Origin of the sequence: Photobacterium ganghwense, assembly GCF_017329545.1 — a bacterium.
In the GTDB taxonomy this organism is placed as follows: domain Bacteria; phylum Pseudomonadota; class Gammaproteobacteria; order Enterobacterales; family Vibrionaceae; genus Photobacterium; species Photobacterium ganghwense.
In genome coordinates, this window is the sequence record NZ_CP071327.1 from 128,425 (window position 1) to 148,678 (window position 20,254).

At 44.7% G+C, this 20,254-nt stretch carries 21 protein-coding genes; 14 read left to right on the forward strand and 7 right to left on the reverse strand.

Features of this window, described 5'->3' with window-relative positions; genetic code table 11:
• Positions 1–28: 28 nt before the first annotated feature.
• Together FH974_RS25795 and FH974_RS25800 are read right to left on the reverse strand one after the other, a co-directional pair.
• The gene (locus FH974_RS25795; protein ID WP_207104301.1) at positions 29–307 is read right to left on the reverse strand and encodes a hypothetical protein; all 279 of its coding nucleotides are present in this window, start codon (positions 305–307) and stop codon (positions 29–31) included.
• Positions 304–1,380 (reverse strand): ParM/StbA family protein, encoded by a 1,077-nt coding sequence (locus tag FH974_RS25800; protein ID WP_207104302.1) that lies wholly within the window; start codon positions 1,378–1,380, stop codon positions 304–306. Before FH974_RS25800 ends, FH974_RS25795 begins: the two co-directional genes overlap by 4 nt.
• A gap of 871 nt (positions 1,381–2,251) precedes the next feature.
• Between FH974_RS25800 and mobI the strand changes: the two genes are divergently transcribed.
• The 4 genes from mobI (at position 2,252) to FH974_RS25820 (ending at position 7,116) form a co-directional block, all read left to right on the forward strand.
• Positions 2,252–2,803 (forward strand): conjugative transfer protein MobI(A/C), encoded by a 552-nt coding sequence (gene mobI / locus FH974_RS25805; protein ID WP_207104303.1) that lies wholly within the window; start codon positions 2,252–2,254, stop codon positions 2,801–2,803.
• Positions 2,804–3,109: 306 nt separating this feature from the next.
• Positions 3,110–3,406: a hypothetical protein gene (locus FH974_RS25810; protein WP_207104304.1), complete on the forward strand. Its 297-nt coding sequence runs from the start codon at positions 3,110–3,112 to the stop codon at positions 3,404–3,406.
• A 785-nt stretch (positions 3,407–4,191) separates the two neighbouring features.
• Positions 4,192–5,685, forward strand: a complete 1,494-nt coding sequence (locus FH974_RS25815; protein ID WP_207104305.1) for a hypothetical protein — start codon at positions 4,192–4,194, stop codon at positions 5,683–5,685.
• Positions 5,686–5,703: 18 nt separating this feature from the next.
• On the forward strand, positions 5,704–7,116 hold the full coding sequence (locus FH974_RS25820; protein WP_207104306.1) for a hypothetical protein: 1,413 nt from the start codon (positions 5,704–5,706) through the stop codon (positions 7,114–7,116).
• A 104-nt stretch (positions 7,117–7,220) separates the two neighbouring features.
• Here the strand turns inward: FH974_RS25820 and FH974_RS25825 are convergent, their stop codons facing one another.
• From FH974_RS25825 to FH974_RS25845, 5 genes are all read right to left on the reverse strand, one after another.
• Entirely contained in the window at positions 7,221–7,937 is a 717-nt protein-coding gene (locus FH974_RS25825; RefSeq protein WP_207104307.1) for an RES domain-containing protein, read from the reverse strand.
• A complete protein-coding gene (locus FH974_RS25830) occupies positions 7,927–8,916 on the reverse strand; it encodes a hypothetical protein (RefSeq protein ID WP_207104308.1) in 990 nt (329 codons plus the stop codon). The genes FH974_RS25825 and FH974_RS25830 overlap by 11 nt, the downstream gene beginning before the upstream one ends.
• A gap of 235 nt (positions 8,917–9,151) precedes the next feature.
• A complete protein-coding gene (locus FH974_RS25835) occupies positions 9,152–11,032 on the reverse strand; it encodes a DUF4942 domain-containing protein (RefSeq protein ID WP_207104309.1) in 1,881 nt (626 codons plus the stop codon).
• A 120-nt stretch (positions 11,033–11,152) separates the two neighbouring features.
• Positions 11,153–11,584 carry a hypothetical protein gene (locus FH974_RS25840; protein ID WP_207104310.1) on the reverse strand — a complete coding sequence of 144 codons (432 nt, stop codon included), beginning with the start codon at positions 11,582–11,584 and terminating at the stop codon, positions 11,153–11,155.
• Between the two features lie 17 nt (positions 11,585–11,601).
• A complete protein-coding gene (locus tag FH974_RS25845) occupies positions 11,602–12,078 on the reverse strand; it encodes a hypothetical protein (RefSeq protein WP_207104311.1) in 477 nt (158 codons plus the stop codon).
• A gap of 361 nt (positions 12,079–12,439) precedes the next feature.
• Between FH974_RS25845 and FH974_RS26545 the strand changes: the two genes are divergently transcribed.
• From FH974_RS26545 to FH974_RS25890, 10 genes are all read left to right on the forward strand, one after another.
• A complete protein-coding gene (locus tag FH974_RS26545; protein ID WP_479724825.1) occupies positions 12,440–12,874 on the forward strand; it encodes a hypothetical protein in 435 nt (144 codons plus the stop codon).
• 481 nt (positions 12,875–13,355) lie between these two features.
• Complete coding sequence (locus FH974_RS25850; protein ID WP_207104312.1) at positions 13,356–15,053, forward strand: ParB/RepB/Spo0J family partition protein; 1,698 nt, start codon at positions 13,356–13,358, stop codon at positions 15,051–15,053.
• A gap of 62 nt (positions 15,054–15,115) precedes the next feature.
• Positions 15,116–15,484 (forward strand): hypothetical protein, encoded by a 369-nt coding sequence (locus FH974_RS25855; RefSeq protein WP_207104313.1) that lies wholly within the window; start codon positions 15,116–15,118, stop codon positions 15,482–15,484.
• A gap of 281 nt (positions 15,485–15,765) precedes the next feature.
• The gene (locus FH974_RS25860) at positions 15,766–16,998 is read left to right on the forward strand and encodes a hypothetical protein (protein ID WP_207104314.1); all 1,233 of its coding nucleotides are present in this window, start codon (positions 15,766–15,768) and stop codon (positions 16,996–16,998) included.
• Complete coding sequence (locus FH974_RS25865) at positions 16,991–17,662, forward strand: hypothetical protein (RefSeq protein ID WP_207104315.1); 672 nt, start codon at positions 16,991–16,993, stop codon at positions 17,660–17,662. The genes FH974_RS25860 and FH974_RS25865 overlap by 8 nt, the downstream gene beginning before the upstream one ends.
• Entirely contained in the window at positions 17,662–18,420 is a 759-nt protein-coding gene (locus FH974_RS25870; RefSeq protein WP_207104316.1) for a PRTRC system ThiF family protein, read from the forward strand. Before FH974_RS25865 ends, FH974_RS25870 begins: the two co-directional genes overlap by 1 nt.
• Positions 18,421–18,464: 44 nt before the next feature.
• Positions 18,465–18,890, forward strand: a complete 426-nt coding sequence (locus tag FH974_RS25875) for a hypothetical protein (RefSeq protein WP_207104317.1) — start codon at positions 18,465–18,467, stop codon at positions 18,888–18,890.
• Positions 18,891–18,911: 21 nt separating this feature from the next.
• Complete coding sequence (locus FH974_RS25880) at positions 18,912–19,079, forward strand: hypothetical protein (RefSeq protein WP_207104318.1); 168 nt, start codon at positions 18,912–18,914, stop codon at positions 19,077–19,079.
• A 577-nt stretch (positions 19,080–19,656) separates the two neighbouring features.
• Positions 19,657–19,953 carry a hypothetical protein gene (locus FH974_RS25885; protein ID WP_207104319.1) on the forward strand — a complete coding sequence of 99 codons (297 nt, stop codon included), beginning with the start codon at positions 19,657–19,659 and terminating at the stop codon, positions 19,951–19,953.
• Between the two features lie 41 nt (positions 19,954–19,994).
• Positions 19,995–20,210 carry a hypothetical protein gene (locus tag FH974_RS25890; protein WP_207104320.1) on the forward strand — a complete coding sequence of 72 codons (216 nt, stop codon included), beginning with the start codon at positions 19,995–19,997 and terminating at the stop codon, positions 20,208–20,210.
• Positions 20,211–20,254: the final 44 nt, after the last annotated feature.

The following is a 20,254-nucleotide window of genomic DNA, read 5'->3' on the forward strand; positions in this document are numbered from 1 at the left end:
AATACAATCCCCCAACGCTTACACAAAGTCAGATACCAAAACCAGACAAGAAATTGTCTGATAGGCTATCTCGTTTCGATCGATCTGCTGTGACGGCTGTTGAGTTGTCATTCCTGCCATCGGTGGATGAAACCACGACTGGCCTACTTTGACTTTTTAATAATAATAAACCCATGGTCGCCAAATGCCTTAGCCGTTCAGCCCTAGACTTCGAGTTTTGAATAGCATTAATTTCTTCAAACAACTCAGGTGAAGCCTCGTGGTTAATTTGCAGATTTCTAATAGTCAGCAATGATTCATCTGTCATGCGGACACCTCGTTATAATGACTGCTATTAACCATCTTTCGACAATAAGATTGGCCGGCAAACCAGAAACCACTTGAGTTAGCAGTAATAGCATTCTTGAGCGTTACAGTTTTACAAGAAAATGTTTCAGACATAACAGCCTCAAAAAATTTACCGCCGCCACCAGTTAGAATACAAATATCTGGTTTAATACCATGGCGTAAGTTTTCCCTTATTTCAGTTATTGCAGCTGACGCTACTTTAAAGCTTGCTTTATCTAAATATTCTTTTAATTGAACTTCTTCGCCACATACGAAAATAGATTCTTCGTTATTCTGAAATGCAGATTCAATATGGTCGATACTTGGTGCTGTTGCATATTCATCCCTAATTAAGAAAGACATCGTCTCTAATATTTTAGAAACGGCGTTAGTACTCGTTCCTTTAGTACTTTTTTGCATGTTCTCATTTTTTACAATGATCCAATCTGTGGAGTAGAAACCTGGATCATTAATTAAAACCGTACCGTTTTTAAATAAGCGAAGTGTTTTTTCATCTTCCATAGTACGGATTGCATGAAGATAAGTGCCAGCTGGTTGTGGAACAACCAAGACCTTTTTCACCGTTACTTCTTTTTTTCCAGAAATGCAGTGAATCCCTTCTAAAGCTGCTACGAGTTTCTCACGACGCGTAATGTCATGAAATTGATCGACAGGTAAGCCCGTAACCAGAACATCAATAACCTTTCGTTCTGATAGAGCTAGTGATGCGTAGAAAAGGGCCAAATAAGCTTTTGACGAAGGGTAGTCTTCATGCAGCTCACGCTGCCAGTTATGGAGTTTGGATGGTTCGACACCGGCAACCCAAGTTTCATCCCCAACTAAAACTTTGATAGCTTCAAGGTCTTCACCAGTGATGGTTTGCGGCATCATGGTCGCGGGAGCTGCGCCGATTGGCAGTACCAGGCTTTTTTCAGCAGAAACATCAAACGAACCATCTTTTGATACTGCCCCCATGCTCAATTTCAGGCCCGAATAGCCAATATCCATGCCCAATACAAAAGGTTCTGACTGATTTGTGCGGTCTAATGACATGACATTTTCCTTATTAGGTCAATAAATACCACTACAAAATATCCGTTTTGCAATCGGTGGATACCGCCACTTCTTGCGATTTTGGGTCAAATGACGCAAAAACACAAAAATATGACATTTTACGACACGCACCGAACGAATAAGTAACCAATTGGGTTTACGTGTACGCAAAAAGGCAAAAAAATGACACTTCCCGTCAATCTTATTTGCAGTTATACATTAAACTATCAATGTGTACGCAAAACTACAAAAAAATGCTCCGACCCAGCATTTTCTTCAATTTCAGGAACTTCCTGAACTAGAAGCATACTTTGAGAGCACTATTGGCATACCACTTGCCAGAGGCTTTTATCAGCCATTAAATTGACACCTTACAGCCTGAGCACTGAGCGTTGGTGTCGACAGTCACCCATTCAAACGATAACAACAGCCGGAAAAGAGTCAAACTTCCCCATCAAAGAAAAGCAGGTTAAACACTGCTCTTTTACCCCATTTTGGTCAAAACCAGCCCAGATTTTTGATAGGTATCAATTTAGACTTTACCCCACCCAATGTCCAGATAGATAAGGGTAGGCATATGCATTTGTCGGATAGCGTCACAATCTTTGAAGTTTCTTACAATTAATCCGACATTTGCCTTCAAATGTCCAGATAGATAGGGCTAGGGGTTCTTTGTGCCCTCAAAAATGCTATTATGAAACCATATGATAGTTCTACCCTTATCTATCTGGACATTTACCCCTTAAAGTCCCGCAGCCAATTGGGACTTTTGCATGGGATAGACCCCGGCTATGTCCAGATAGATATAAAGCTGGGGTTTGCGTACCCATTTGGTATTTGCTGTCTCCCCTAAAATTAGGAATAAATTTTGATGAATGATCTCAAGGAACTTAAGGATCTCATGCTTCCAGGCGTTGATGGCGAAGACGCGCGGGCAAAGGTCAGTTTCGAAGACATCCGAAAGAAGCAAGCGGATCTGATTCAGCAGTCACTTGTGCTAGCCGATCAGCTCAGGGATACAGTAGAGATCGCAGGCCGAAAAACTTCCGACCAATTCTGGTTCGCCAACCGACAAGCGCGAGAGCTGGGCAGCGAAGATGACCAGGGCCGTTTCGGTACCAGGGTCAGGAGACGATCACCAAGAACGCTTTCCTTCGAGTGGTATGTCAACCGGTTCTGGAATGACAGCAACAAAGACGCCTCGAAAAAAAGGATCGCGTCAAAGTACATTCCTAAATCCTACCGGTATCACCATGACATGCGACAATTCATGACGGCCCCGGAGTGGGAACGCTTCGCCATACAAGTCGCGGAGTCACGGTTCAAACAGCTACGAGAAATCAACGACACACTAACAGTGCTCGTGGATGTGCTGCTAAAAGTACAAAGGTTGCAAGATAAATTTGCCAAGACTATTGACTAGGAGGGCATATGATAAGTGCCAAAGGATCTGTCGCAGCAAGTGAACTGGCTAAGCTAGGAAAATGCGACCTCTTGATCAAGCCCACGATCAAACGATCGCAAAATTCAGATGACACAAGGAAGTCGCAGGAGAACAATAACACTCGGTCAGGAAAAGTGTTACACGATGAATTTGAAGCTGACGCTAAGTACTATATGGACAAAGGCTTTGAATCAAAGTCCCGTAAGGGTCTATTACTTTGGATAGTAATTATCGTCATAATCGGCACCGCCGTTATCGATATTATCCGGTCTTAATGGAGCGAGCATGATTACTACTTATTTGGGTAAAACGGCTTCACAAGCGTCATTTCAAATTGTTAAACAAACAGACACTATAATTTTACTCCAAGACATTGGTAATAATTCTAGAACCATCACAAATGATGCTGATAGAGTCATTAATGTCCTCTCACAACATTTCAACCTCAAGAATAAGCGGGTATTTTATAAAGATTCAGATGGCAGGTTCGATGAGTTAGTCCATGAATCTAATCAATTCTCTGGTTTCTCGCCTTGTAGTTCAACCCAGCAAGATTTTTTTAAATCTCTACTCTCTATTTAATGTCTCTCAAAGACATTAAATAGAGTTTATCAAATACCTCTTAATATAATCTCGTGACATTGAATAGGTTTAGTCCTTAATCTGATTACAGATTGATTTGGTCACCACACCTATTAATGTGAATTCATCAGTTACCCGCCCACTACGTTCATGGTTATTTGCCCACCAGCACTGTTTATGCCAAAACAACTGAACTAAATGATTATCTCCTTGGAAGTTAACTAAGGCATGGCATGCATTATGAGGGTTTCTTCCTTTCTCAATAATCAACAAATCTCCCGCTGACAGATTGAGAGCAGGATATTCAGACTGAACTGGATATAACAGTGTCGAAGATGGTTTAGGTACAAGGTAATCATTTAGCGTATCAGAGAGGTTGGGATCTTCGTACCCATCTGTAGGTCTCGGGAACGGCATAGTGAGTATTCAATATTTCTGTACATACATACAGTGTATAGGTAAATGTCGCACCAGGACAATAATTACCGAAAGGTCGCCAAGCTAAAATCACCTAAGCACATGCATTCACAATGATTAATCACACTTTGCCCAATTGATCACACTTTCACATCTGATCGTTCTATTGACCCAAATTAGGAAAGAACAGCCAATTACTTCCCTTTGGTGCCTTCTTATAGTGGTCCCTGATGCCGCTCTCATCGTTGGCGCTGCAACCGCCTAATCCCAAGAGCTTCCATTACTAGGAATGAAGATCTGTATTCACTGACAAAGCTCGGCGGATACATGTAAGCAGCAATCATGTACAAGGCCGAGTGAGTTAAGAAATGAATGCAGAAACCATCATTGTCGCACCCGAACATTTAGCGGCCACAAAAACCCAGGCTTACCTTGTGAAAGAAACACTAAGTGAAGAAAGCTTGGCAATCAGCGATATGCGTCCGGCAATGTGGCTGAATATGTGGGCTCAAGTTCTGGGTTATAAGGACTGGGGGCACTTTCAGTCAAAGACTCAAAATGGGCACAGTCATTGTTCCAATAGCCTCATCATCACCGAAAGCAACATGGAACTGCTTTGCTCCCGTCTCCAAAATCAGTTTTTCAACGTGTTTGGAGACAGTTACCTCCGGAATGCGTTGTACTGTTGTGCAACCCCTGATGAGCAAGCCACGTTTGGCGAGACTCCCTGTTATACACCTCCACAGACTATCCACCTGGCGCTGATGCCGAATGTACATCAGCGTTTTGTAACTGATCACATGTTCGACAACCTTCGCTTCCGCCCTAATCACATGTTCCGGAAGAAAGATCTTCAAACCCACGTATTGAAGACAGCGAAGGAATTGCGGCAGCAGATTAAAGCCAAAGGTGGCACCACAGACGACATCAAAAAGGCCAGTGCCGATATTTACCTTAAAAGCGGCACAACGTTCGAGACAATTTTCGAATCATGCCTTAAGGCTGGCTACATCGAACGAGTACCACCTTGCTTAGTGGATTTTAATACTTTCCGCTTAACCTCTCATGCCATTAGTACCTACATGCTTCAACTAACCCAAGACTTTGGCTTGGAATACGTTCTATGGCGAACGGCAGCCACAAAGCTTATAGAAGAGAGTGGGAGCGAAGTCGGTCGGTTAGGCAACATTGATTTTGCCCAAGCATTTGGCAGTGGAGTAACACCGGAAAGTTTTGTTCAACAGACCATCGTGTCCCATGAGGACAATGCTGAGCATATAGCCGTCATCGATGCCAGATTGAAAAAAGAAACAGGGAAATCTTTTATCGGGACGAACCATAGGTTCATTCACCTTAGTCCCCGAATCGTTTCTCAGTTTAAAGTAGACACCAAAAAAGTAGCTTTATCAATCAATGTCACAGCAGGTCAACACCAACTCACGGTGCCTTCATACACGATAAACAAGCCTTTTATAAATAAGTGCATAACTTCAGCCATCTCTGAGCAAGGGGTCGGGATGTTTATCGCATTACCTGAAGATTGCCAAGACCTTGTCATTGAATACCACTGGGATGTTGACCAAAAACAGGTCAGACACACTTTGTCAATTACATTGGAAAAACTGGCTGGCAACCGTATCTATGATGCCTACGCCGACATTGCGTGTCCCGCCTTGAACACAGTATTAACAACGATGGAGCTCATTGATTACTGTGCGTCAGCAGAAGATTTCTACACGTACCACCCACGCGGACTTACTTTACTGAAAGCCGTAAACAAAGACGGTGTTTTACATATGTGTGATGAAGTTGTGTTGCATCCGTCCGACTCAACAAGTTGTTACTACAACCTTCGATACTAAACAAAGGAACGATTAGCTATGAAAGCAAATTTATTAGTTGGTTCAATTGCACTTGCTTTATCATCTGGGGCATTCGCCGTTATCCCGGGCAAATTTGCCACCAGCAACCTTGCTGGCTTCGATAATATTCACCTTAAGCAGTCATCATCTCTTACCAGCATGGCCTGTTCATTACCAGAACAGATGACCGATGCTGACTTAGACGCATTGATTGCGGCCGACAAGAAAGTCATGATTCAACTTAATTCCTCAAACGGCTGTTCTCTAATCGGCTTCTATGACACCAACGGCCAGTTAATTCCTTACGAGACATTTGATCTGGTATCTTCCAGCAGTTGGGGTGGTTTAGGGGCGAAAATTGTTATCGATACTCAAACAAAGCAAAGTGATCGCCGGGCCTTGTTTTCCGCAGCCCAAAATGGTGACCTGACTTTGATCGATAAGACTCATGTATCACCAGGCCAACTGAACATCTATGCCAAATATCAGGAAAACAGCGATGTCTATGCCATTTCGAACTGGCCCCAAAAGAATGCTGTTTCAATCGTCGATGGCGGACAAATCACTGCACAGATTAAGAACACAAGCATTTACCATAGCTCAGAATTCGTTGCCCTGGATACATTCATGGCAATGAAGCCAACCGAAACCAACCCAGACCGCACTATCCTTCTCGATAAGACAGGTCAGCGCGTAGCAGTAAATGTGGGTAATGACATCAACTTCTTCGGTGTGTCTTCATACCTGAATCTCTATGATGTGACCAACGGCGAACTGACGGGGGTATTTTCAGGTAAACGAATTACCGATCCTGAAGCCGAATGGCAACAAGTGGAAATCACCAAGTTAGTACCAGAACTTGCGAACCCGGCTCAAGTCTCGATGGGAACCTTGGATTACTACCGCGGAATGAAGCCATCGTTTGAATACTACAATTCCATCAATGCTTCCTTCTCACAAGAATGTCATGTGATTACAGCGAATGATGCTTATAACCTGTTCGGCACCGACTTCACCACGATTAACTTCATGGAGAACGGTCCTGTATGTACGCCTATCTCTGGCGGGGCCGCGAACTGGAAAAACGTGATTGTGTATGGCACATTCTACGATGCTCCAATCGACCCGAATACTGGGAAGTTCCTCACTCCACTAACACCATTTATTGCCATTCAGACACCTGATGCTGCGCATAAGCTATCGCTGGCTGGTACAGAGCTGGAGAAATACTATGATCAGGTGATTAATCACCTGCAGCGCGAAATTAACTACATGGACCTTGACCAGATGGCCACCAGCGGCGTGGCGGTTGAAATGGCTGTTGAAGACTTTGAATCAACACCTCGCCGCTCACTTACCGCCAAGTTCGATATGAAGATCAATGGTAGCAACCAGTTTGAGTTCTCTAACATCAAATTCACTGATTTATAATCGATCGTAAGGTAAGACACAGCCAGCCTTTGTGCTGGCTGTTTTCATTTTGGTGGGCAGGAATAGGAATCAAAAGCCCCGCTAGGGGGAAAAGGCTAAAAAGGTTACAGAAGAGCAGCTATATCAGTCGAGACAACAACCGTTTTATCTGCGATGCAGTTCAACAAGTAAGGTTTCCACACCGCAATATCGCTTAAAGCATTGGCGGTGGCTTCAATCATCCCATCCCGCCGCTCTCCAAAAATCATGTAGACAGGAACCAAGTTTCCATGCTGAACAGAATCCCACACTAAACCATCAATATCTGGATAGCTGTCATGTATGAACTTTGCCAGCGACCGAGCATTGTCCAAACACTTCATCTGAGCGGCTTCAAAGAGCTGGTCAAAGGTATAATCCCAAAATGGCTGACTCCCATCTTGTAAATAGCACTTGCGGCAATCAGCCAGTTTCAGTGGCTTTTTAAAACTCACCCTAGCGATTTCTAACTTGGCGACTTCGCTTTTTTGTAAAGCAATCACCCCCTTGGCACGGGGACGCAAGATCACTTCGAAGTAAGCCGTTTCTGGTATCGGCGCGAGATACAATGCCGGAACAGGAACACTATCACTCCCAAGAAAAGGAGAAAAACGACCGGAAACCGCAGTACCGTCGCTGTAGAGCGCCCTCACATCAGACAGCCATTCGAGATTCCTGAATGGGTTTGGGTCAAGCGCATCGTACTTACGGTTTCCTTGATCATCTTCCTCACGTTTAATTACTCGGTGAAACTGCTGTCCGGCAGCAATGGTTATAGATGGCGGGATAGCATCACTCGGCATGGTTATCACTAACCTCTTTGTCTCGCATCTTATCAACGTACTGATCAGACTCGAAACTCAATGACCGGAATGTACTGTCATTCTTGAATAAGCCAGCGAGGTACAGCAAATCACCTTCTAAATCGGGTTTAGCCAAAGCATCAGCTGGCGTACAACCAAGATCTTCTGCCTCTGAAGTAAACCAGTGGTACACCCCCCAATCATTCAGCCCTGACAATATACGACAGAGTTTAGGCACGGCAGCGTAGACGCCCAGCTGCGGCTTAAACTGAAACGCCGGTACCTGAACGTTTTTGCTATTGCCGAAGTTAAACGCAAAGATCTCGTTTGCCTGCTTAGCATTGCTCACAACCCGCGAAGGATTGGTGCTTCGAAAGTCCCCGTACAGCTTGGCAGCATCCTTCGCAGATAGTAACGGATAATTTTCTGTCCGCGTTTCAATCTCATTTAGCTGCTGAGCGATAGCAAGTTGCGCTAGTGAGGCACGTTGAGTCTTTAATTGCCCTTTTAGGTCAATGAACTTCTCTTCGGCAGCCTGGACGACATTACCCAATAACTCGGCTAAGTCACCTTTGCTAGCGACCAACTGGAAAGCTTGTAAGGCTATTTCCGCCTTTTGTCTATCCTGCCCAAGAGTCAGGTCGATTGACGAACCTGATTTTCTTAAACGATGAATACGTTCCTTCGCCTCTTTAGTTGCCAAAGAAAGCATTACTAACGTGTTTGCGTTATCACTAAAACGGTAATAAGTCGTGATATCCGGCGGCTGTACTCCCCCGGTAACAGAGGGAAGGCATCCCGGAACTGTAAGCGATGCCTGTTGTGAAAGATTGTGCCAAATCGGCTTCGACATCTCGCCAGAGAAGCTTTCTTCAAACAGCTCAAATAGCTCTTCGTAGATGCTACTTGGAGAGCTTTCTCCCTGAGTAAGCATCACCTGCATATGAACGGTGTCTTTACCCATAGTCAATGAACTCATGTTGTTCCCTGTGTGTATAATTGTAGCTAAACATTACTTAACTACAATAATACACCGTGCTCATTTTTTGTTCTAGACATTGTTTTACGACGTGCTGGTGGATGGGTCTGGTATGCAGACATGATTGAAATGTCATGGACTGACATTAGATTAGGTTCAGGTGGTAACTTGTTAACCAGGAAGGGCGTAACTGGCGAATAAGGGAAGCCAAACGGCTCCCCTGTGTGTAGCAGACCTAAGCAGCTTGCCGGTGGGTCAAAACAAGCATCGTTGAAGGCTTGATTTTGAGCCCGTCCCCGATATGCCATATGTCATCTTCAACTGGCTTGACGCTATCCGTTTCGAATTCGAATTCTGCCTTACTGCGCACCCAACCCAATATCCGAGAAACCGTGCAGTTAAAGCGAAGCATAGCTTCCTGATTAAACTGGATATGGCGATTGCCATTTTTATAGAAACGCACATGAAGCAGATCTATTAGGTTTCCGTACGGATCGGTACCCTTAACAATCAACTTGTCACCGGCAGACAATGACTTATACCCAGAGCTATAAGTAAAATTGTCATATCCGAGCAACTTAAGTGCCACCAGCAGATCATCGCAGTAGCGCCGGGCATCTTCTGTTAAGCCTGAATCCCAAGAATTCGTGCCAAAGTTGGTCCAGTGCGAACTAACGAACCGGTAATCGAGGACATATTTTGCGTTGTCGTTTGGTGACGTTGTTGAGTGACGCCAACTATCCCGGTAATAGTGCTCGTTGGACTTGTAATGCCGGGAAATCGACTTTTCACAAGTCAACTCTTTGAATACTTCAACCAAGCTCGTTTCAATCAACTCATTTGCCATTTCGACGGCAAAGCTGATGATGTACACGGCATTAGTGTAAGTAAAGTCCAGCGCATTAGCTGATAGGGTGTTCAAGAGCTGTTTTTTGTTTTTGGTCGTCAGTCGGCACGACAAAACCGTCAGCTCATCAAACAGCAGCGACCAGTAGACATTTCTGAACCCCAGCAGCTTTTCTTTCAGGCCCTCAATCAGCGCTTTGTACTCAACACCAAGTTCACTTAGTAACGTGGCATCCAGTTCAGCGATCTTCTTATACTCATTTAGGACATGCGATATATCGCGGTCATAGTTTTCCAGTAATGCCCAGAGCACACCACGAGAAGCTACAATTTCGAATGATTCAGTGCCGTCGGTTTCCAACTCTTTACGAACTCGCTCTTTCTCGGCAAATTCATAGAATTTATTGGTCGTCTCGCTATACGTTTGGTTGAGTCCCAATTCATCTTCGATAAAAATTTGAAACGAATCTGTCGCATCACGTCCCAACGTCGGTTTATAGCGGTATCGGGAGTTGCGATTGTCGGAACCCGACGCATTGTTATAGCGTTCGGCGTCAGCTTCAAAATCGTTAAATGCAAACCGGACAATATGAACTTTTGCTCTTGCCTGGCGTGGGGCAATATAGAAATCTGACTTAGCAATTATCACGGTCGACTTGATTCCCCGCCTTTCAACCGCCTTTTTTATAGCCGGGTCGTCTTGCCACCGTTCGGGCATGATGGCATACATCAGCTTGAAATTTAGCTGGTAGAGCAACGTTTCCATCCAAACGGAAAACTCACTATATGGGCTGTTTACAAAAGCAATATCAGTACTTTTGGAAATAAAGTTGGTTTCATGAAATTCCGTCCCTAAAAGAGTGATGTCCTTAGCGCGGTATGTGTCAGTATGAACTGATGCCTTTTCGATAGCATACATTTCCGTAGAGATTGGATTTTCTTCATCCGCGGACAACATTTGGTTCAGGGCCATTAATACACGTCCATCGCCACACCCCACATCCAGAAGCTTCACGGACCGGGAATGTATATTGGTTACGTCATATGTCTCCAAAATCGACGTAATATCTGCTGCAATGGTTTGAATCTGCTGTTCGGTGGTCGGATAAAACTCATAGTCTTGCCCAGCCTCTTTGAGTGAAGCAATCACGGCCATCGTCGCGGATTGAGACGGTATATCAAGAATATTTCGATCACTGTGCATACTGGAAGCCTTGTACTTGCTAATAGGCCCGCCGCTTAAGGCTAAGGCCTGACTATCTGTGCCCATTGCTAATGGGCACACATTTTTGGAAGCGAAATTTGAGAGAGTTGGATCGGCCTTAATTTCCCATCATCGGCATACTCAAAATTGCGCTCCGATGTGTCCGCCGTTTAGTTTTTGACGTGATCAGGAAGTGACACCCCACACATTGCCAAAAGCCTGATTGTGTTCGACACGATAACCGGCGTCTTCAACAGCAAATATCAAGTTTCCATATTCTGTGCGCAGTTGATCCAGAAGATCGTACAGCTCAAGTGAGCCAACATACGGCGAAATAGACGGTTCTCTGACCTGGCGGGTGCACAAAAACCGGCACAGCCAAGCAAGGGCATTTAATGTCCCCAGCAAACATTCATCCCGTTGATCTAAAGCCGCATTAACCCAAGACAGCGTTTCATTGCTCTGACACAGCATAGCTTTGTCGTCACCCAACCGATTAAGCAAAGAGTGCGCTCGGATTGATAAGAGTTGGTAAACCAGCGTATTATCGACTTGGCCTTTAACATCATTGACTAACATACCAATGCTGGTGGCCTGAACCTCATGAAGAATATGCATTTCGACTCCCTCAGCTATCAACATAAGTCACCCCCAATTAAATCTGCACAACCGCCGACGTGAGGGCTATTGTCAGGCTCTAACTTCGTTAACAGGTAGCGATGCATGATAGTAATTCGTACGTTTAACGCAGCGAAACTGCGCTTAAGGGTCGGGCAAGCGTTCAACTTAGCGGATGAAACGTCCAGGCTAAGCAATTTCTTGTGCACCGCATTTTTTTCAATAACAAGTTGGGCCGGCGTCAAAGACGCATAAACGGCTTTCACAACGTCTTCAAAGCCAAAACCGATAGAGTTACCCGATATATGTTCATGGCGAGATATGATGCAGCGATTGTGACCGGTTTCAGCGTTCAGCGTTTTAAAATATTCTTGAACTATTTTATCACCGTAATCATCATGCCATCCATTTAACTCGGTTCGACCATAAAGTCGAGAGTGTTTATAATTGGCTTGAACGTATGTTTTAACTTCATCGAATGAAACGATATTCATGTTACCTCCAATTAAAATTATCGGTATTAAAACCCTTCTGGGAATTAATACAAAAATAGGAATGGAAACTAATTTATGATGACGTGCTTCATTAATTAACCTAGTGCAAACCAAAAGGCGCGTCAACATAAAAACGAATTAAAAACAACAACTTAATAAAGCAACATCGTGACATGCATTCATTTAAAAAATGAGCAGCAGTAAAAAATCGGATATTTAAAAGCCATATGAAAACAATATTTAAACCTAAAAAAATCGCATGATGACAATGGTTTAAATATAAAATAATAATCGATTTTAATTGACTTATTCACACAGAGGGATAAAGAATATAAATATATTTGCTAAATGGAATTTTGCCATGAAACATACAAGAATAGATTTGTATTTAAACCTCCACAAATCCAGCCAGAACAATAGAGTTTATTCTTTGCGCAGCCGAGAAACAGAAGATAGGGGTAAAGTTTTTGACTACACGAGTTTCTGTCTATTGGGACACAGTACATTTCATGTCAGCCAGCCTGGACGAATAAAAGTCCGCAAATTTCAACGGAAGTTAGTACACGCAGTGATTCGAAGTGACCAGTTGATTTCCGTCAGCCAACCTGAAATTATGGCATTCCTCAAACAGCACCAACAGTCCGCATCTTTCATTGGCTATTGTCCGTACCAGACAGACACATTTTGTCTACTTGATGACGCAATGGTATCGCGGTCTACGACACGCGTTCCTATCACAGAAGCCAGAAACATAATTGTGATGAATGACCGTATTTATGCTATCCCGAACGCGTGACAATGGTCTGCAATGCTTCCCTGACGGACAGTAGCCAAAGGGAAGTACGATCCAATGTCCCCAATGTCCCAGGAGCACGGCACCCGTCGGCCAGCCGGAAATTCCGTCATTTCTGATACCGCACCAAAAGTCCGTTGCGTTCATTGGGTATCGCGCTAACCAGACCACGACTTTCAGCGTTAATGATGCCGCATCAGTAACGCCCTCTGAAACACCTTTCCCCGAAAAAGCTGCCCTTTGCATCAATTGGTTAAGCAACAGACTTTATGTATTCACTACATGACATTTGGTCGTGATAAACACAGACAGCAAACGTCTTTCCCAGACATTTTTTCGGTGGGAATCCACCGTTATAATGCCACAGAAATACACCATACAAATCAACGACTTACGCAAACTTATCGCTTGACTCCGTGAATGTTCACAGTCTAATCTGAATGTGTTCCAGCAATACTGACACTACGAAGCAAGGAGCTTTACGATGACTGTTTCACAAACCGTTGAAAGAAAACCAGACCAACTTAAAGATGTCCCTACCGCGGATTTGGTGGCTTGCCCTTGGGGCAACCCTCGTAGTAGCCGTGACCCCAAAAAATATAATGACCTGCGTGAATCTATCAAAGCCAAAGGTATTCATACGCCTTTACAGGGTCGGCAGCGCGAGGATGGAAAATTTGAAGTGCTGTGTGGGAATGGTCGATGGGGTTTAGCACTCGAATTGGAACTTCCTACTGTTCCTTTTATCGTCAAACAACTCGATGACTTTGAAGCGCGAGCACTGGCGTTGAGTGACAATATTGACCGTGAACAATTAAGCCAAGTAGACGAAGCCCGAGCCGCAAAAGGGCTGATTGGTCAGTATTCCGGTGATATGCAAGCAGTAGCGAATCACATGGGCTGGACTGACCGCAAATTGAAGCAATACCTACAACTGCTCCGGTGTACCGAACGTGTGCTGTCAAAAGTGGGAATCAAGAATGATAACGGGTTCACCCTTACTGTTGGACACGCTGGTGAACTCAGCCGCCTCGAAGACGAACTGCAAGATCAGCTATTGGGTTTAATCATTCAAGAGAAGATGAAGCTGTCAGTACTTCGCGGCAAGATTGAAAAGGCTATCGCTCGTCCTATTTGTCAGGCCATTTTCGATACAGGCGATTGTGCGCATTGCGAGTATAACAGCCAGCAACAAGTGTCCTTATTTGATAACGAAGCCGAGCCGAACACAGCCCTGTGTAACAACCCGACTTGTTATAACCAGAAGACCGATGCCCATTACACCGCCCGTAGAATCGAACTCGAAAAGGAATATGGCACAGTAGTGATGCTTTCCTGTGTTGAAGGGAAGATGGTCGAAGTCAATGAAACATCAGTTGGTAAAAAGTGTTTCGTTGATAATTGCTCCACATGCCCAAAAAACGTGGCTGTTCTGGCAGATAAAGGACTAAACCGCGATGCCGTGCTGGAAAACCAGTGCATTGATTTGGACTGTAACACCAAAATGGTAAAGGCGAAGTCAAAACCAGCCACCAGCGCCAAGCCAGCCAAAGCAGATGCGTCTAAATCAAGCGTAGCCACGAACAAACTAAGCAAGGGTACTACCGATGCGACAGACTCGGAACCAGCACCAACGGCTCCGGCAGCACGTATCACCAAAGCAGTTCAAGATGATGCAAATGACTTCCTGCGCCATGAGGCTGCGCTTTTGTTGGCTAAACACCCTAGTTACACGTTGGCACTGACCTACGCAACCCTGAAAGCTAGCCATACGGCCTCAATCATCAGTCATACTGTCGAGAAGCACCTGAATGACAGTCCAGAAGAACTGCAAAAACTGATTGGCCAAGAGATTCAGCAGATTACGTTTAATTCGCGTGACGGAAACCCGCTTAACGCCCATGAAATGGTACGCAAGCTCGGTAAGCACCTGCCGGATTTGAAATCGAACCTGACAGCCAAGTGGCTTCCGACCGAAGCGGTTTTGAAGAACATGCAGAAAGGCTTGCGGGTTCAGATCATGGAACAAAGCGGGTTTGCCGAAAAGTTCACCCAGCAATTCGGAGAAAAGGGATACAAAAAGCTGCTTGGCCTAGATGGGGACAATCAGATTAAGGCAATCGTTGCTTACGAATTCGACTGGTCAGGCTACGTTCCAGAGTACGTATTGAACAGCAAATAAACATCCATTATCGATGAATGTCCCTGTGGGGATGCTCACCAAACAGTGAATAGGAAAATACCATGTTGCACCTTCTTACGACCTTGCCAAAGGTGACTGTTACCGTCACTGACAACAAGAATGGCACACATAACATTGTGGTCATCGCTAACCAAAACAAGTCGCCATACGTGGCGACATTCAACCCTGAACAATGCGCAACCATCGAGGCCGAAATCGCCGAGTATCTGTCTGCCGCAGCCGCAGTCATTACGCAATCAAACCTGACCGATGCGAAAAAAGGGCTAACACAAGGCCAGGCTAATAGCAGCGAAACGAACAAGCTCAAAGTGCCGAACCATCCACCAGCTGCAGAATCAGCTGATGATGATGCTGATGCTGATGCTGATGCTGATGCTGGTGACATCCTTGCACAATTTAAGAACGCATAAACAGGAGTAGAACAGGATGAAACGAGTATACGTTCTCGGCGCTAGCCGGATTCCAGACCCTTTCAGTACGCTTTCGTTTTCAGATAGCTGGGAGCAATTTTGTAAGCTATACCCGACTGCACGTCACACACAGGTTTTTGAATCGGATGGAATTCCAACAGCAGACGGCGAGGTCATGTATGAGGTTGCCATGCTTCCAAGCAAAACGAACGGCTAAATGAGGGAGGAGCCTCCCTTCGAGGGAGGCTAGACGCGATGGATTTAAAAAAGCGAGTCGAATTATGGATTGTGCAACAGTCAAAATTAAAATTAGAAACCGCTCAGACATCCCCGTTGAGGCCAAGAAAAATGCAACCCAGCCCGAAACACGCATTGGCACTGACCTTGAAAAGAATGGGCTTGTAGCTCTTACCTGTAAACATGCGGTAATGGAATCTTTTCATCCAACAACAAGCCTGACTGTGAATAATTTTGAAACCAATCACCTCATTGAAGTCTTCCTGCTTGCAGAGAGTTTTGGACTAACCCGTACAGTTGAAGGATTGCTAGCTGCCAAGCGTCAAAAAAACCTCTATCCCTTACTAAAGGAAGTGACAAAATGTCTGAAAGAGGAAGGAAAGGGTTACCACACACAGCGAGTGGAGGCACTGTTCAACGAGTTTGTTTCGATGCTCAAAAGCCGCATCAGCACATTCAATGAGGACTATTTTAGACGCTTATTTCGGCTACTATGCAGTACTGAACCAGTATATCAAATCCAGTTCAATAGCACTGCAGATCTGCCGAGTTGCTACCAGTACATAAATGATAAGACCTTCCTGACGGTACGCACTGAGGATTATAACGTGATGACCGTCAGCGAGTTGCCGTATGGTGCTCTCAAAACAAAGCGAGATTATCTTCTTAGCAAGTTAGCCGAGCAAATAATGGTGTTGACGGTGGATGATGCTTTAGAGATGAGTCCCGATTACGCACACATATCAGAGTACATTACCATCGAAGATTTTACGGATGCTAAGTCTGCACTGGAAGCACTAAAAGCGACCGATTTCCCTTCGGATATGGGGTTTGAACCCGACGAGATTGAAGATGCCTACGAAACCATATTGGAGACTTGTTACAACAGAAAAGTAAATCAGAATCAACATACCGGATTTATTTTCCAGTGGTTTAATGATCGGCTTGAACAGCTTGTAGGGTTAGATGGTGTCCTATCTGAACAGGGGTTCCCTCTGTTCTTCCTAATGACCGAGCAGGCATCGCATCATTTCATCGACTCAATAATCGATGACGCAATGCAAACGAATGAGATTAGCTATGTCGAAACTATCTCCCCTGAGTGTGCCCGCTCTTTTCAATGTGCCCTGATTAACAACCAGATCCTAATGACACTCGCTATGACAATTTTTCACTACGGATATAACAGTGAGTGGCTGGAAACAGTCAGTCAGGAATACGGAATTGATGCCTACGACCACGTAGCCCCCATATTGGAGGAATTACTGAATGATTGAAGTTCTTGAACCAATTCAACACGCTTATCAGATGGAAGTTATTACGATTGAGTCGTTTCAAGGCAATGCATATTTCACTCACTATGAGACTGAGAACGGCGAACCAAAAAACCCGAAAGTTATTGACCCAATGGAATTAATCAGTCGATTACGCCAGCAGTCTCAGTTGCAGGTAATAGATTCGAGAATCGTCTACAGCGACAGTGATCTACTGGTATGGCACTTTACACCGCCAGCGGGAACGCCGTTGTACCTAAAATCCAATGGGCAATCCCTTGCATTAAAGATCAAATGGCCTAATTTGCTTTTCGCCCGAAAAGGGAAGGCATTGTTTGTCGCCGTGCTTCAACATAAAACACGCCCAACAAACAAAACTCGACTTTACTTAGCTCCGCTCCCCAATGTTTATGCAAACCATAATATCTGCCTTGGCAGTGTTTCCCTGCCTGACAACAATGACATTGATGAAATTAGCATGGCCTATATCGAGAGTACAAAAACCCACTTGAGCAATAGTGATTTTTGGCGGAAGGGCGGCCTGACAATCGAACGCTACGTCCAGTGGATTAAACAAAAGGCGGATAGCAAGACCCCAATAAGCGTTAGTGAGTTGAAATATTCTGGAACAGTTAGCGAGTTTATCCAGAAGCTGGGAGGTAAATAATGAATCAGAATTACCGCGCTCCGATGAAACTATTGAATGATCAGATTCGCGTGTTACTGATCGGTGCTGGTGGCACAGGTAGTCACCTCAATCGGGAGTTGATCCAGTTGGATACTTGCTTACGACAACTCAATCACAAGGGATTACACGTTACCATCGCTGATGGTGGCGTTGTTACTAACGCCAACTTGTCCAGACAGCACTTTTTGCCCACACAAACGGGGATGAATAAGGCCGAAGCCCAAGTTTTCATCGCCAACAACCTGTACGGTAGGAACTTTACCGCCATACCTCGGCAAATTAATCCAGAAGACATCGGGTATAAAGATTTCGACATTTTGATTACGGCAGTTGATAAACCGTCCGTGCGATTTGGTATTCACCAGCACCGACCAACCACTGGCAATGTATTGTGGCTAGATACAGGGAATGATCATACGAGTGGGAATATCGTCTTAGGCCATTGGTGCAGAACCCCTCAGATACCCTCTATCTGCGACTTATACGATTATTCTTTGCTTAGTGATGGGGATTCTGAAATCAAATCTTGCTCAAGTGCCGAGAGTATTGGTCGCCAAACGCTGGGCGTAAACGCAACATCAGCCCGATTAGCCGCGCAACTTCTTTGGAATCTGGTGAGAAATGGCGAAATAGACGTACATGGTGCGCACTTCGATACCACCACACTGGAAAGTTTCCCCATCCATTGCAGCACCAAGACATGGGGAATGTATGGATGGTCAAAGACAGCCGCTTGAGCGGCTTGTCTTACCTATTCCAACATATAAGGCGAGGACAGACGATGAATAAAGAATTACTGACACATTGTTTGGCATTCAGCGGTTACAACCTCATTCTGAATCAGGATGATACTGACGCTTGGGGGTCTGAGGCCGACATTAACAGCGGTCACAGTGCCTATGTAGCGATATGCCAATTAGTCGGATTCGATATAAACGAAGATGAGGTATGGGGCGGATATTGCAACCAAGCCACCAGCGTGGAAATTCAGCAGTACAACCTAAAGCAGCTTATTGTCCGATACGAACGTTGGTTGCCCAGCCAGCGTTACCTATTTTTGATCCTTCCTGTCATCCCTTCAACAGCTGGGGAAATGGGAAAACATGCCGCAAGCGGCGTGATCATAGGTTCAGACGACAATGATTTCAGCCTTATTGTCCATGAGCACTGCCATCGGCAGGGGAACTCCATTCTGCGGCTACGGTAGGACAACATTAAGGGATTGACTATGGCGACATCATCAACAGTCAGGAAACGACAGCAGCTAGACCGAGACAAGAAATGTGGGATCACAACCTTTGGTATCAGAGCATTTAATGAAGATAAGGTAGCGATTAAAGCCTATGCCAAAAAACTGTTCGACCAGCGAGCTGCGAATAAGGCCAGCGGCGCGTAACAGTCAACCGGCAAATGTCTCAAGGCGACAGAGGAAGCTATCAGTGATGACTGCTCAAGACAACCCAGGGGAGCAGGAGGTATCGGTGCCCGGACAGGATATTGAACCCTGATACTTTTACACAAACCTGAAAACCTCATAACCAAATGAAATTATTGAACTAAGCAGACATTTCAAGAAGAATTTCACGTGTGAAATTACACAGAATGTCATCACTGGAGCGATTACTAGGCAGTGGCCAGCATGCTCCACTATAGCCAGTTCCTATCTGCCAATGTTTGGAAAGGACATTACTAAACAGGACAGCAAGCACTCGACTGGCCACAAATCATATTTGAATAGAGTGACTTGAATATGCAAGTGAGCTTGTATACTCTATGAACAGGTAGCTGGCCTTTAAACAGCCTTTATTTCCTCGGTGTAACTTCCTCGAACCACCTTCAACAATCCTTTCGCTAAGGGTAAATCCGCATCCGGTGATGACGCACTGGTTGCGAATTTGCCTTTTGGCAAATCTCGCGTTAGCTGGACCTTAATCAGCAATTTACCCCACTTATTATTTTTCGAGGAAACAACCATGTACCAACTTCATACCTTTGATGGCTTTTTACATTCATCATACGACGCTGCACTGAAAGAAGATGCCGTGTTCTCCACGACGTCGACTGTCGACATGATTTGCCTTGATGGTCCCAAATCAACTATATGCGACTTGATTGAGGCCATCGATGTGATTCGATTGGCGTCGGGCGGGGATGATCTCGTCTACGGAATCATCCACAAGGATCGTTTTATCGAACTGAAGGATATCGAAGCTGCACTCAATGATGAAACCGAACTGACTGAAGCTTTACTGGACGGCTTAATGTCATAACGTGAAATTAAATGGAAATAGATCTTGTTAGAAGGCTGCGAATGTTGTTAGTCAACATTAAGGATAAAGAGCTCGAATACTCGTCTCTGTCTCAATCCGTACCAGATTACCGCCAGGAGTTTGCCGGAAGATCGACAGGATTGATGATGGCCAGAATTGAACTTGAGTTGATTCTCAACGAAATCGGCCTAGAACATCCAACTATTTTGAATGGGGAACTTTGTTCTTCTCCACTATTAACAGTTCATGAAAAGTAATATTAACCGACGTATTTCCCTGAGGGGGCGTACTTCCGCAGAAA